The sequence below is a fragment of the Tsukamurella serpentis genome (assembly GCF_054780975.1).
Genome location: NZ_BAAGVH010000001.1, coordinates 422,604 through 434,527 on the forward strand (window position 1 = coordinate 422,604; position 11,924 = coordinate 434,527).

Annotated in this window: 14 protein-coding genes and 1 tRNA gene; 8 read left to right on the forward strand and 7 right to left on the reverse strand. The window is 69.9% G+C overall.

The window, feature by feature from the left end; all coding sequences use genetic code 11:
• Positions 1 to 1,167: an NADH:flavin oxidoreductase gene (locus ACYVHG_RS01980; protein WP_461165743.1), complete on the reverse strand. Its 1,167-nt coding sequence runs from the start codon at positions 1,165 to 1,167 to the stop codon at positions 1 to 3.
• Positions 1,168 to 1,219: 52 nt separating this feature from the next.
• On the reverse strand, positions 1,220 to 2,209 hold the full coding sequence (locus tag ACYVHG_RS01985) for a DUF4185 domain-containing protein (protein ID WP_461165744.1): 990 nt from the start codon (positions 2,207 to 2,209) through the stop codon (positions 1,220 to 1,222).
• A gap of 104 nt (positions 2,210 to 2,313) precedes the next feature.
• Here ACYVHG_RS01985 and ACYVHG_RS01990 point away from each other — a divergent pair, with 104 nt between their 5' ends.
• Positions 2,314 to 2,556, forward strand: a complete 243-nt coding sequence (locus ACYVHG_RS01990) for a hypothetical protein (RefSeq protein ID WP_461165745.1) — start codon at positions 2,314 to 2,316, stop codon at positions 2,554 to 2,556.
• A 67-nt stretch (positions 2,557 to 2,623) separates the two neighbouring features.
• Here ACYVHG_RS01990 and ACYVHG_RS01995 read toward each other — a convergent pair.
• A tRNA-Leu gene (locus tag ACYVHG_RS01995) sits at positions 2,624 to 2,709 on the reverse strand.
• Positions 2,710 to 2,820: 111 nt separating this feature from the next.
• On the opposite strand from ACYVHG_RS01995, the gene ACYVHG_RS02000 reads away from it, so the two are divergent.
• Positions 2,821 to 4,158, forward strand: a complete 1,338-nt coding sequence (locus ACYVHG_RS02000) for a M20/M25/M40 family metallo-hydrolase (RefSeq protein WP_461165746.1) — start codon at positions 2,821 to 2,823, stop codon at positions 4,156 to 4,158.
• 28 nt (positions 4,159 to 4,186) lie between these two features.
• The gene (locus ACYVHG_RS02005; protein WP_461165747.1) at positions 4,187 to 4,717 is read left to right on the forward strand and encodes a YbhB/YbcL family Raf kinase inhibitor-like protein; all 531 of its coding nucleotides are present in this window, start codon (positions 4,187 to 4,189) and stop codon (positions 4,715 to 4,717) included.
• Position 4,718: 1 nt separating this feature from the next.
• Here the strand turns inward: ACYVHG_RS02005 and ACYVHG_RS02010 are convergent, their stop codons facing one another.
• From ACYVHG_RS02010 to ACYVHG_RS02020, 3 genes are read right to left on the reverse strand one after another with little or no spacing between them, the layout of a single operon-like run.
• Positions 4,719 to 5,792: a quinone-dependent dihydroorotate dehydrogenase gene (locus ACYVHG_RS02010; protein ID WP_461165852.1), complete on the reverse strand. Its 1,074-nt coding sequence runs from the start codon at positions 5,790 to 5,792 to the stop codon at positions 4,719 to 4,721.
• A 23-nt stretch (positions 5,793 to 5,815) separates the two neighbouring features.
• The gene (locus tag ACYVHG_RS02015; protein WP_461165748.1) at positions 5,816 to 6,079 is read right to left on the reverse strand and encodes a DUF5703 family protein; all 264 of its coding nucleotides are present in this window, start codon (positions 6,077 to 6,079) and stop codon (positions 5,816 to 5,818) included.
• An 8-nt stretch (positions 6,080 to 6,087) separates the two neighbouring features.
• Entirely contained in the window at positions 6,088 to 7,098 is a 1,011-nt protein-coding gene (locus tag ACYVHG_RS02020) for a YncE family protein (RefSeq protein WP_461165749.1), read from the reverse strand.
• Positions 7,099 to 7,162: 64 nt separating this feature from the next.
• Here ACYVHG_RS02020 and ACYVHG_RS02025 point away from each other — a divergent pair, with 64 nt between their 5' ends.
• A complete protein-coding gene (locus ACYVHG_RS02025) occupies positions 7,163 to 8,008 on the forward strand; it encodes an undecaprenyl-diphosphate phosphatase (protein ID WP_461165853.1) in 846 nt (281 codons plus the stop codon).
• On the opposite strand, the gene ACYVHG_RS02030 is transcribed toward ACYVHG_RS02025, so the two are convergent.
• Complete coding sequence (locus tag ACYVHG_RS02030) at positions 7,961 to 8,857, reverse strand: LysR family transcriptional regulator (RefSeq protein WP_461165750.1); 897 nt, start codon at positions 8,855 to 8,857, stop codon at positions 7,961 to 7,963. The two genes, ACYVHG_RS02025 and ACYVHG_RS02030, sit on opposite strands and share 48 nt — an antisense overlap.
• 70 nt (positions 8,858 to 8,927) lie before the next feature.
• Here ACYVHG_RS02030 and dapA point away from each other — a divergent pair, with 70 nt between their 5' ends.
• The 4 genes from dapA to ACYVHG_RS02050 all read left to right on the forward strand — a co-directional run bounded on the left by dapA (position 8,928) and on the right by ACYVHG_RS02050 (position 11,920).
• Complete coding sequence (dapA, locus tag ACYVHG_RS02035; RefSeq protein ID WP_461165751.1) at positions 8,928 to 9,809, forward strand: 4-hydroxy-tetrahydrodipicolinate synthase; 882 nt, start codon at positions 8,928 to 8,930, stop codon at positions 9,807 to 9,809.
• A gap of 72 nt (positions 9,810 to 9,881) precedes the next feature.
• Positions 9,882 to 10,541, forward strand: a complete 660-nt coding sequence (locus ACYVHG_RS02040) for an MSMEG_4193 family putative phosphomutase (protein ID WP_461165752.1) — start codon at positions 9,882 to 9,884, stop codon at positions 10,539 to 10,541.
• Complete coding sequence (locus ACYVHG_RS02045; protein WP_461165753.1) at positions 10,538 to 11,116, forward strand: DUF3090 domain-containing protein; 579 nt, start codon at positions 10,538 to 10,540, stop codon at positions 11,114 to 11,116. The genes ACYVHG_RS02040 and ACYVHG_RS02045 overlap by 4 nt, the downstream gene beginning before the upstream one ends.
• A gap of 3 nt (positions 11,117 to 11,119) precedes the next feature.
• Positions 11,120 to 11,920, forward strand: a complete 801-nt coding sequence (locus ACYVHG_RS02050) for an SCO1664 family protein (protein ID WP_461165754.1) — start codon at positions 11,120 to 11,122, stop codon at positions 11,918 to 11,920.
• Positions 11,921 to 11,924 lie beyond the last annotated feature (4 nt).

Sequence of the window (11,924 nt, forward strand, 5' to 3'; positions counted from 1 at the left end):
TCAATCACCGTCGCGAACCGGGCAGCGCGTGCGGGTGTAGATCGTGGGCATGCACAGGTTGCAGTGTGTGCACAGGTCCGGTAGGTCGGGGTTGTCCGCCATGCGATGTACCAGGTCGGGGGTGCGCAACAGGCCGCGGCCGATGGCCACGAGATCGAAACCCTCCGCCATCGCCGAGTCGACCGCGGGACGGTCGGCGATGCCGCCGAGCAGGATCAGCGGCATCGTCAGGCCGGCGCGGAAGCGGCGCGCCAGATCGAGGAGGTACATCGGGCGGTACGGATAGTTCCGCAGGAAGGCCGGCCCGGCGATCCTCAGACCCGCCCGCAGCGGCGGACTCGGGAAGGCTTCGGCGAACTCTCGTCGCGGTGGCGTGCCGTGGAACAGTCGCATCGGGTTGAGCAACGAGCTGCCGGCGGTCAGTTCCAGCGCGTCGAGCGTGCCGTCGGCCTCCAGCCACCGGGCGACGCGCAGGGCGTCGTCGGGCTGCAATCCGCCGAGCACCCCGTCGGTCATGTTCAGCTTCGCCGTCACCGCGAGTCGCCCGCCGACGGAGCGGTACACGGCCTCCGCGACCTCCCGGGCGAGGCGGGCGCGAGCGGCCAGATCACCGCCGTAGCCGTCCCGGCGACGGTTGAGGAGAGGACTGAGGAACGAGCTGATCAGGTAGTTGTGGCCGAAGTGCAGTTCGACCGCATCGAACCCGGCTTGTTCGGCGAGGAGCGCCGCCCGCTCGTGCGCGGCGACCAGCTCCGCGATCCGGGCGGTGTCCGGCCGCAGTGTCGGGCGAAGCGCGATCGGGCTGATCATCCGGCTGGGGGTGACCGGGCGGCGGTGCTGGGCACCGTCTGCGACCGGACCCGCATGACCCAGTTGGGCCGAGACCTTGGCGCCCTCGGCGTGGACCGCGTCGGTGAGGCGGATCAGGCCGGGAAGCGCCTCCGGACGCATCCACAGCTGGCGGCGTTCGGTGCGCCCCTCCGGTGCCACCGCGCAGTAGGCGACTGTGGTCATGGCGACTCCGCCACGGGCGAACTCGGTGTGGAACTCGATCAAGTCATCGGTGACCAGCGCATCCGGGGTGCGGCCCTCGAAGGTGGCCGCCTTGAGGATCCGGTTGCGCAGGTCGACCGAGCCGAGCCGGGCTGCGGCGAAGGCGTCCTTCATCCATGCAGTAGAACACGTTCCGGTTCCCGGGCGTGGTCGATCGGAGCGGACGCTAGTCCCGGCGCAGCGCCCCGGTGAACATCATCGACTTGTACGGGTGATTGACCGCGGTGTTCCACTGCGAGACCACCAGGCGGGCCGAGGTCATCGTCGACCCGGGGACCAGGTACCCGCCGTAGAGTTGCGCCACCCGGCCGTCGGCGTGATCCTCGTCCTCCCAGGAACTGCCCTTAAGGAGCGTCACCGGCTCCGACCAGGCACCGTCGATCCGGTCCGCGAAGCGCGCCGCGATGCGGTATCCGGCGGCATCGAAGTAGGTGAGCACCCAGGTGCCCTCGACCAGAGACAACGAGAGTTCGCCGTAGCCCGCGCCCAGCGCCAGATCGGTGGGCGGGTTCCCCCAGGCCCAGCCGGTGTCCTCACGCCAACCCCAAGGCTCCCATTCGACGTTGATCCCGTCCCGCAGTGTGCCCAGTGTCTCGGTGCGCATGCGGTGCAGCCGCAATCCCTTGTTCCGGCTCAGGCCGCCGGTGGAGACGGTGTAGGTGTAGCCGTCCGGTGCCGGGCACATCGCCCACATGCACCAACAACCGTCGGCGTGACCGGCGTGGTACTGCGCCACCTCGCGCCAGGACCGGGCGCCGTCATCGCTGCGCCACAGGCCGGTCTGCACCACCTTGTCCAGGCTCTTCATCGTCATCGTGTGCAGGTAGAGCGCCCCGTCGACATTGATGCAGGACGTGGGCAGGATGGTGGTGAACCTGCCGGTGTTGTGGGAGTAGTCGAGCAACTGCCGTGCGCGCTTGCGGTCCGGGCCCGCCGGCCGGCTGATCACCCCGTTCCGATCACCGAACAGCCCGACCGGCGAACGCCAGTCCCCGGCCCCGATGGTCAGTCCTTTGAAGGTGTCGCCGAAGACGTAGAGCACCTCGTCGCCGACGCGGCAGGGCACACCGAGGTCGGTGCCGCCCACCCCGAACCGGGTGACGGGGGAGATGTCCCGGAGCTTGCTCAGACGCGGCTGCTCGATCGATCCTGGCACGCCACTCACCCTGCCAGAGACCGGCCCGGTCCGCCGTCCGGATGGACCGGAGAGACGGATCACCGGAACCGCCCCGCCGCACCCGGCGAGCGCACCATGGAGGCATGGACACCTTCTCCGGGCGCGAGTTGTACGAGGCCTTCCACGCGGATCACGACGCGATCACCGACCGCGACGCTCGGATCTACGACGCCGAGGGAAGACTGGTGGCGGTGGGCCGGCTGGCCGGGCTGCACCTGGTCGGGCCGGAGGGCCGGACGGTGGAGTACAGCTTCCTCTCGCTCCACGACGATGTGGCCTGGGATCCCACCCATCGGATCGAACTGGCGCCGCAGCCGGTGCAGTGAACCGTGAGCCGGCGGAACCGACCCGGAAACACGAGAACCCCGGCTGGGCCGGGGTTCTCGTTCAGTGTGCGCGGAGGGGGACTTGAACCCCCACGTCCATTAGTAGGACACTAGCACCTCAAGCTAGCGCGTCTGCCATTCCGCCACCCGCGCTGGGAAGCTCTGTCACAGTAATCCACCACCCCCGCGCGGACCAAATCGGCACGTCCGTGGTCCGCGCTCGGCGCCGCTCCCGGGCACCGGCGGGCGTGGTAGGTATATGAGGTGGCCGCAACTGCAGTGAACGCGCTCGACGAGGTGGTCGAGACCGTGAGCGCCCTGATCCGGTTCGACACCTCCAACACCGGGGAACTCGAGACCACCCGGGGCGAGGCCGATTGCGCGCGGTGGGTGCAGGCCAAACTCGAGGAGGTCGGCTACACCACCGAGTACGTCGAATCCGGGCAGCCGGGGCGGGGCAACGTCTTCGCCACCCTGGAAGGCGCGGACCCGCGGCGCGGCACCCTGCTCGTGCACGGACACCTCGACGTGGTGCCCGCAGAACCCGCGGACTGGAGCGTTCACCCGTTCTCCGGAGCGGTGGAGGACGGCTACGTCTGGGGTCGCGGCGCCGTCGACATGAAGGACATGTGCGGGATCATGCTGGCGCTGGCCCGTCAGCTCAAGTCCACCGGCACCGTTCCTCCCCGCGACATCCGATTCGCCTTCCTCGCCGATGAGGAAGCGGGCGGCACCTGGGGCTCGCAGTGGCTGGTGGCGAACCGCCCGGACCTCTTCGACTCGGTCACCGAGGCCGTCGGAGAGGTCGGTGGATTCTCGCTGACGGTGGATACCCCGTCGGGCGACAAGCGGCGGCTGTATCTCGTCGAATCGGCGGAGAAGGGCCTCGGCTGGATGCGCCTGACGGCCAAGGCCCGCGCCGGACACGGCTCCTTCGTGCACGAGGACAACGCGGTCACACTGCTCGCGGAGGCCGTCGCCCGGCTGGGCCGGCACCGGTTCCCCCTGGTGCTGACCGACACCGTCGTCGAGTTCCTGCGTGCCCTCAACAGCGAATCGACCATCGACATCGACGTCGACGGTCCGGACGTGGAAGGACAACTCGCCAAGATCGGGGGACTGGCCCGCATCGTCGGTGCCACCCTCCGCGACACCGCCAACCCGACGATGCTGCAGGCCGGGTACAAGGCCAACGTGATCCCGCAGACAGCGCACGCCGTGGTGGACTGCCGGGTGCTCCCCGGCCGTCAAGCGGCGTTCGAACGCGAACTCGACGAGATCCTGGGCCCGGACATCGAGCGGGAGTGGATCACCAAGCTGGACTCGTACGAGACCCCGTTCGACGGTGCGCTGGTGGACGCCATGAACGAGGCGATCCTCGCGTACGACCCGGCCGGGCGGACGGTGCCGTACATGCTCTCCGGCGGTACCGACGCGAAGGCCTTCGCGAGACTCGGTATCCGCTGCTTCGGCTTCGCGCCGCTGCAACTGCCCGAGGACCTCGACTTCGCGGCGCTGTTCCACGGCGTCGACGAACGCGTGCCCGTGGCGGCACTGGAGTTCGGCACGCGCGTCTTCGAGCACTTCCTGATGAACTCATGACCGACACCGCAGAGCGAGAGGAACAGATATGAGCGCACCGATCGATCCCTACGCCGGCCTTCCGGCGCTGCCGGCCCTGACCGTCACCTCCACCACGTTCACCGACGGACAGGAACTGCCCACCGCGCAGCGCAGCGGTGTGATGGGTGCCGGCGGCGAGGACCGCTCGCCGGAACTGTCCTGGAGCGGTGCCCCCGAGGGCACGTTGTCGTACGCGGTGACCTGCTACGACCCGGACGCTCCCACGGCGGCCGGGTTCTGGCACTGGGCGGTCGCCAACATCCCGGCGACGGTCACCTCGTTGCCCGAGGGGGCCGGGGACGGGGCGAACCTACCCGACGGTGCCATCACCCTCAACAACGACGCGAGCATGCCGAAGTACGTGGGTGCCGCGCCGCCCGCAGGGCACGGTCCGCACCGCTACATCTTCGTGGTGCACGCGCTCGGCGTCGCGCACCTCGACCTCCCGGCCACGGCGACGCCGTCGTACCTCGGGTTCCTGCTGTTCGGTCACGCGATCGCGCGCGGCTCGATCACCGGGATCTACGAGCAGAGGTAGGTCAGCGGTCGGCGCCGACGGCCTCGGAGATCGATGCGAAGCCGTCGGCGCGCAGCCGGGCCGCCAGTTCCCGCTGGACCGTCCGCGGCCACAGCGGTCCGCCGTAGATGAACTGGGTGTACACCTGCACCAGCGAGGCTCCCGCGCGGATCCGCTGGTACACGTCGTCGGCGGTCTCGATCCCGCCGACGGAGATCAGTACCAGGTCATCACCCACCCGCGCGGAGAGCCGGCGGAGCACCTGCAGCGAACGCTCCTTGACCGGAGCGCCGGAGAGCCCGCCCGCCCCGATCGCGGTGACCTCGGCGGCGGGGGTCACCAGGCCGTCCCGGCCGATCGTGGTGTTGGTGGCGACGATCCCGGCCAGGCCCAACTCGACCGCGAGATCGGCCACTGCGTCGACGTCCGCGTCGGCGAGATCGGGGGCGATCTTCACCAGCACCGGCACGCTGACGGTATCGAGCACCGCCTGCAGCACCGGCCGCAGAGATTCGGTCGCCTGCAGGTCACGTAGGCCCGGCGTGTTCGGTGAGGAGACGTTGACCACGATGAAGTCGGCGAGCGGGCCGAGCAGCATGGCGCTGGTGCGGTAGTCGTCAGCGGCGCGATCGAGCGGCGTGACCTTGGTCTTGCCGATGTTCGCGCCGATCGGGACCGCGGTGATGCCGGGTTCCCGCTTGCGGAGCTCGTTCGCCGCAGCACCCGAGCCGTAATTGTTGAAACCCATGCGGTTGATCAGGGCCCGGTCGGCGGGCAACCGGAACAGCCGCGGCGTGGGATTGCCCGGCTGCGGATGCGCGGTGACGGTGCCGATCTCGGCGAAACCGAAGCCCAGTGCGCCCCAGCCGTTGACCGCCCGGGCGTTCTTGTCGAAACCCGCCGCGAGCCCCACCGGCGCCGGGAACCGGACACCGAACACGGTCTGTTCCAGGATCGGGTCGCGGAAGGCGAGCGTGCGGCGGATCAGAGCGCGGACCGGCGGCACCGCGGTGGTGGCCCGGATGAGCCCGAAGACCACGTGATGGATGCGCTCCGGGGAGATCAGGAACATCACTCGTAGAACGGAACGGTAGATCGCCTCGATCGCCGGCATGGTCGTCACAACCCCCTCGTGGCGTCCGGCGGCAACATGCCGGACGTTTTCGTGCGTTTGCGCCGGAGCAGGATCCGGCGCGATCCGTCGGTGTAGAGCCGCACGCGGCTCAGTTCCCAACCGCCGAACTCCGCCTCGATGGCGAGGCGCATCGCCGCGGTGACCCGGGAAACCTCCCGCGGCAACCGCAGCGGCAGGAAATCGTACTCCTCGGTGGTGTAGGCGGCCGCGGCATGCCACGTGTGGCCGTGGGTGGCGCGAGCCGTCATCGGTCCTCCTACTTGGTCGGGATCGCCTGGATTCCGCCCCCGGTCGCCGACTGCACGTACAGCGTCGCGGTCTTCGCGTCGACGGCGATCGCGTTCGGTTGACGCACCGTCGGGAACTGCATGCGCTGTTCGGGCATCCCGGAGCCGAGCGAGTAGCCCACCACCTGGTTCGTCGCGGTCTTCGTGACCCACATCAGACCAGCCGATTCGTCGTAGTCTACGGCCCACGGCGCATCCGGCACCGGGTAGAGGAAGCGCTCCATGAACGGCTCGACGGTGTAGCCGATCACCTGGTTCTTGCCGGTGTCCACCGCGAAGATCCGGCCGAAGGAGTCGATGGCCGCGTTGGTGATGCCGCGGCCCACGCGCAGGCTCCGCCCGATCTCGGGTCCGCCCACACCGACCTCGGTGATCGAGGCCTGCAGGCGGTCCACCACGGCGGCGTTCTGCCCGCGCACCAGGATCCGGCTGGCCTCCACCGGACCGTCGATCGAGGTGTTGTCCGCACCCGAGCGCAGGAGCACGATCCGCCCGGTGGCCGTCCCGGCGAGCGCCCAGACCGCACCGTCCTTCCCGGCCTCCTTCGTGCCGGCGTCGTACGGGGCCACGGTCAGCGCGCCACCGTCGATCTTCTGGACCGTACCGGCCCGGTCGTCGTCGATCCGGAGCACGCCGTCGCCGGTCGCAACCAGGAACCCGGGCCCCGCGCCCTGCGGAACCACCTGGTTGGCGCGGCCCGGGGTGGAGACCTTCGCAACCTCCCGGAGGCCACCGTCGACCGAGTACAGCACCACCGCACCATCGGTGATCGCGGCGAGCCGTCGGCCGGCCGGGTCGAAGGCCAGTCCCTCCCCGGCCCCGGCGGCGGTCACCGAACCGGCCGGCGGCGCGGCCGGCTCCGGGGCGAGCGCGGGCTGCGCCGGTGTGATGGTCGGACGGTCCTCGCGAGCCGGGGTCGAGGAGCACCCGGCGAGCACCAGGCAGACGGCGAGGGCCAGTGCGGCGAATGTGCGGGTCATGATTCTTACGAAACTACCGCCCGGCCCCGGTGGGCGGTGCGGCCGGTAGCCTGCTCGCGTGGAGATGACGTGGTTGCAGGCGATCGTGCTCGGTCTGGTGCAGGGATTGACGGAGTTCCTACCCGTCTCGTCGTCCGGACACCTGCGGATCGTCTCCGAGATCTGGTTCGGTGACGACGCCGGTGCGTCGTTCACCGCGGTGACCCAGTTGGGCACCGAACTGGCGGTGCTGATCTACTTCGCCAAAGACATCTACCGGATCGTGATCGCCTGGTTCCGCGGCCTGTTCGACCGGGCGCAGCGGGGCCTGGACTACCGGATCGGCTGGTACGTCATCATCGGGACCATCCCGATCGGTGTGCTTGGCTACCTGTTCAAGGACGAGATCCGGACCGCGGCTCGCAACCTGTACCTGGTTGCGACGATGCTCATCGTGTTCTCGGTGGTGATCTTCGCGGCGGAGTACGTCAGTTCCAAGGTGTTCGCGAACCGGCAGCGCCCGTTGGAGCAGGTGACAGCCCGCGACGGCATCCTGATGGGGCTGGCGCAGTGCCTGGCGCTGATTCCCGGCGTCTCCCGCTCCGGAGCCACATCCAGCGCCGGTCTGTTCCTGGGCCTGTCCCGCGAGGCCGCGGTGCGCCTGTCCTTCCTGCTCGCGATCCCCGCGGTGACCGCGTCGGGCCTGTTCAGCCTGCCCGATGCCTTCCAGACCGGAGGGCCGGGACTGCACGCCTCCGGGCCACAACTGTTGGTGGCGACCGTCGTCGCCTTCGTCGTCGGGTACGCGGCGATCGCCTGGCTGCTGACCTTCGTCTCCAAGCACTCGCTGAACTGGTTCGTCGGCTACCGGATCGTCGTCGGTCTACTGGTCCTCGGCCTGCTGTGGGGCGGAGTGATCAGCGCGACCTAGCGCGTCGCGGGCGGCGGCGATCATCGGATCGGTGCCGGCCCCACGCCGGTAGGCGAGCGCGGTGCGCCGCGTCGATCCGACCGGGGTCAGACGCACGCCGGTCGGGACGCCCGCTGCCGCCAGCTCCGGGATGAGCGCCACGCCCTGTCCGGCTCGGACCAGGGCGAGCACCGAGGCGAAGTCGTCGGTGCGGTGTCGAACGTCCGGCGTGAAGCCGGCGTTCTCGCAGGCGCGGACGGTGGCATCGTCGCACAGGGTGCCCGGGGTGCCGGAGATCCAGCGTTGACTCGCGCACTCGATCAGGGCGGTCGGCGCGTGGGCGTCGCCTGCCAGGTAGACGGTCTCCTCGAAGAGTTCCTCGGTGTCCAGTGCGCGGTCGTACCCGATCGGAAGCACGTCGTAGCGCTGGATCAGGGCCACGTCCAATTGGCCTGACCGCAGTCGCAGAGGGGCGCTGGCCGGGTCGATCTCGGTGACTCCGACCCGTAGCAGTGGGTGACTGCGCGTCAGGTGCACCAATGCCGGGGCGACGACCGAGGCCATGGCCGAACTGAACGCACCGATCCGCAGTTCGCCGATGACTTGGCCGTCGAGTGCCCGCATTTCGGCCCGGGCCTGCTCCAGCCGGGCGAGCACCTCCTCGGCGTGACCGGCGAGCCGGTGACCGGCCTCCGTGAGCTCGACGCTGCGTCCGGTCCGCTTCAACAGTGGACGCCCGGCTTCGCGCTCCAGGGTCGCGAGCTGTTGCGATACGGCGGAGGGGGTGTAGTCCAGGGCACGGGCGACGCCGACGATGGTTCCGCGGAGCGCCAGTTCCCGTAGCAGTCGGAGACGATGGACGTCGAGCATAAGAACAGCTTATTCTGAGCGTCGATAATGCGCGCTGGATCTTCCGGTCGAAGTGACTCAACCTGTATTCATGCAGCCCACTGGTCTCCACGTCCCGATCGTCACCCCGTTCACCGCGGCCGGCGCCGTCGATCTGGTATCGCTCGAGCGCCTGGCCCGTGATCTCCTCGACCGCGGCGCCGACGGTCTGGTCGCGCTCGGTACCACCGGAGAACCGGCGACGCTCACCACCGACGAGAAGCGAACGGTTGTGGAGGTCGCAGGCGGAGTCTGCCGCGACCGCGGTGCGATGTTCACCGTCGGCGCGGGCGGCAGCGGCACCGACGACAGCGTGCGGTGCGTCCGCGAGCTCAGGGGGACCGCCGATTTCGCGCTCGTGCCGGTCCCCTTGTTCACGACTCCGCCCGAGGCCGGGGTCGTTGAGCACTTCCGTCGAGTATCGGAGGAAGGCACGCTGCCGGTGATCGTCTACGACGTCCCGCACCGCACCGGACGGCCGCTGTCGCTCGGCACACTGCTGGAGCTCTCCCGCCTCGACGCTGTCGTCGGGTTCAAACACTCGATCGGCGCCGTGACCGAGACGACGGCCGGACTGCTCGCCGCCGCTCCGGCCGACGTCTGCGTCCTCGCCGGCGACGACCCGCTGGTCGGCGCCGTGCTGGCGCTGGGCGGCCACGGTGCGATATCGGCGTGTGCGAACGTGGCGACCGAACGATTCGCGCATCTGATCGCCGCATGGCGCGAGGGCCGCGTGGACGAGGCCCGGACGGTGGGCCGCTCCCTGACCGCCCTGTCCACGGCCCTGTTCGCCGAACCAAACCCGACCGTGGTGAAGGGTGTTCTCGCCGCGCAGGGACGCATCGCGAGTCCCACGGTCCGGCTGCCGCAGCTCCCCGCCTCGCGCGCCGCCGTTGCCGCCGCGGTGGATCTGGCCGGGTCCGCCGAGCTGTGAAGCCCCTGGCCGGCCAGCCGAGGCGGCGCTGATGCCGGTGCGGCGGGGATCGCCGCGCATACACTCGGGGACATGACCGTGATCCTGCTCCGCCACGGCCGCTCGAGCGCCAACACCTCCGGTGTGCTCGCCGGCCGCTCCGAGGGCGTCGCTCTCGACGCGGCGGGGCGAGCTCAGGCGGCCGACCTCGTGGGTCGTCTCGCCGACGTCGACCTCGTCGCCGCGGTCCGGTCGCCGTTGCTGCGGTGCGAGCAGACCCTCGCTCCGCTGATCGCCGCCCACGACGTGACCGCCGAGGTCGACGAGCGGCTGATCGAGGTCGATTACGGCTCCTGGACCGGGCGGGCGATCAAGGACCTGCTGGAGGAACCGTTGTGGCGGGTGGTGCAGGAACAGCCCTCCGCTGCCCGGTTCCCCGACGGTGAGGCCCTGGCCGAGGTCCAGGCGCGCGCGGTCGCTGCGATCAGGGATCACGACAGGCGCGTCACCGACCAGCACGGCCCGGGCGCCACCTGGGTCGCGTGCAGCCACGGCGACGTGATCAAGGCGGTCCTCGCGGATGCGCTCGGTACCCACCTCGATCAGTTCCAGCGCCTGTTCGTCGCACCGGCCTCGGTCTCGGTGATCACCTACGGCGCCGCGCGCCCACTGGTGCAGTGCGTGAACTCGTCCGGTAGCGTCGCGCTGCCGAAACGTCCAGCGAAGGAGGCAACGGTGGGAGGCGAGGCATGACCCGTTCGGTGCACGTATTCCGGACCCCCGACCGGTTCGTCGTGGGCACCGTCGGACAACCCGGCGACCGTGCCTTCTACCTGCAGGCGGTGCACGAAACGCGGATCATCTCGGTGTTGCTGGAGAAGCAGCAGGTGCAGGTGCTGGCCGAACGCATCGCCGCGCTGCTCGACGAGGTCGCGCGCCGTTTCGGCGCCGCCGTACCGTCGTCGAAGACGCCGGTCAGCGATCTGCAGCCGCTGGTGATGCCGGTGGACGCGGAGTTCCGGGTCGGCACCATGGGCCTGGGCTGGGACAGTGAGGCCAACTCGGTGGTGATCGAGCTCCTGGCCATCACCGAACAGGAACTCGACGAGTCCGTGGTGCTCGCCGACGACGCCGAGGACGGCCCCGACGCGGTCCGGGTGTTCCTCACTCCGGACGCCGCGCGGGAGTTCGCCAACCGGTCGGAGAAGGTGCTCGGCGCCGGTCGTCCCGCGTGCCCGCTGTGCTCCGAACCCCTGGACGCCGACGGTCACATGTGCGTACGCCTGAACGGGTACCAGCGCGGTGCGGCGTTCGGCTCCGAGGACTGAGCATTGGACAGCGCGGCGGATCTCACGACCGCCGACCTGACGATTCTCGGCCGGATCCCCGCCGCCTCCAACGCCACCCTGCTGTGCGAGCTCACCGGTACCGACCAGCGCGCCGTCTACAAGCCGGTTCGCGGTGAGGTGCCTCTGTGGGATTTCCCGGACGGGACGCTGGCCGGACGTGAGGTGGCGGCCTATCGGATCTCCGAGGCACTGGGCTGGGACCTGATCCCCGAGACCGTGCTCCGCGACGGTCCGCTGGGCAACGGCATGGTGCAACGCTGGATCTCCGAACCGGACTCCGAGGACGGTGGCTCCGAGGACGGTGGTCCCGACCCGGTGGACCTGTTCCCGCTGGGCGAGGTTCCCGACGACTACCTGAAGGTGTTCAGCGGGTACGTCGAGGACGCCGGCGCACCGGACGGATTCGCCGAGGTGGCGCTCGCGCACGCCGACGACCCGCAGTTGCGGCGGCTCGCGGTGCTGGACGTGATCATCAACAACGCCGACCGCAAGGGCGGGCACGTACTCACCGGCCCCGGCCGGCGGATCCTCGGCGTCGACCACGGCATCTGCCTGCACGCCGCACCGAAGTTGCGCACCGTGCTGTGGGGATGGTCCGGACGGGCGGTGCCCGACGATCTGCTCGCCGACGTCGACGGCCTCCTCGCCGCTCCGCCGGACCTGACTGGCCTCATCACGGCGGGGGAGAGGGAGGCGCTCTCCGAGCGTGCCCGCACGCTGATCGAACTGGGCACCATGCCGCTACCGACCCCGGACCGCCCGATTCCCTGGCCACCGTTCTGACCCC

What these genes read in the sequence shown, in the direction of transcription:
- ACYVHG_RS02020 (WP_461165749.1), bottom strand. Translation starts at nt 7,098, where the DNA reads ATGACCCGCACATTCGCCGCACTGGCCCTCGCCGTCTGCCTGGTGCTC.
- ACYVHG_RS02040 (WP_461165752.1), top strand. Translation starts at nt 9,882, where the DNA reads ATGACCGTGATCCTGCTCCGCCACGGCCGCTCGAGCGCCAACACCTCC.
- ACYVHG_RS01980 (WP_461165743.1), bottom strand. Translation starts at nt 1,167, where the DNA reads ATGAAGGACGCCTTCGCCGCAGCCCGGCTCGGCTCGGTCGACCTGCGC.
- ACYVHG_RS02005 (WP_461165747.1), top strand. Translation starts at nt 4,187, where the DNA reads ATGAGCGCACCGATCGATCCCTACGCCGGCCTTCCGGCGCTGCCGGCC.
- ACYVHG_RS02045 (WP_461165753.1), top strand. Translation starts at nt 10,538, where the DNA reads ATGACCCGTTCGGTGCACGTATTCCGGACCCCCGACCGGTTCGTCGTG.
- dapA (WP_461165751.1), top strand. Translation starts at nt 8,928, where the DNA reads ATGCAGCCCACTGGTCTCCACGTCCCGATCGTCACCCCGTTCACCGCG.
- ACYVHG_RS01990 (WP_461165745.1), top strand. Translation starts at nt 2,314, where the DNA reads ATGGACACCTTCTCCGGGCGCGAGTTGTACGAGGCCTTCCACGCGGAT.
- ACYVHG_RS02025 (WP_461165853.1), top strand. Translation starts at nt 7,163, where the DNA reads ATGACGTGGTTGCAGGCGATCGTGCTCGGTCTGGTGCAGGGATTGACG.
- ACYVHG_RS02015 (WP_461165748.1), bottom strand. Translation starts at nt 6,079, where the DNA reads ATGACGGCTCGCGCCACCCACGGCCACACGTGGCATGCCGCGGCCGCC.
- ACYVHG_RS02030 (WP_461165750.1), bottom strand. Translation starts at nt 8,857, where the DNA reads ATGCTCGACGTCCATCGTCTCCGACTGCTACGGGAACTGGCGCTCCGC.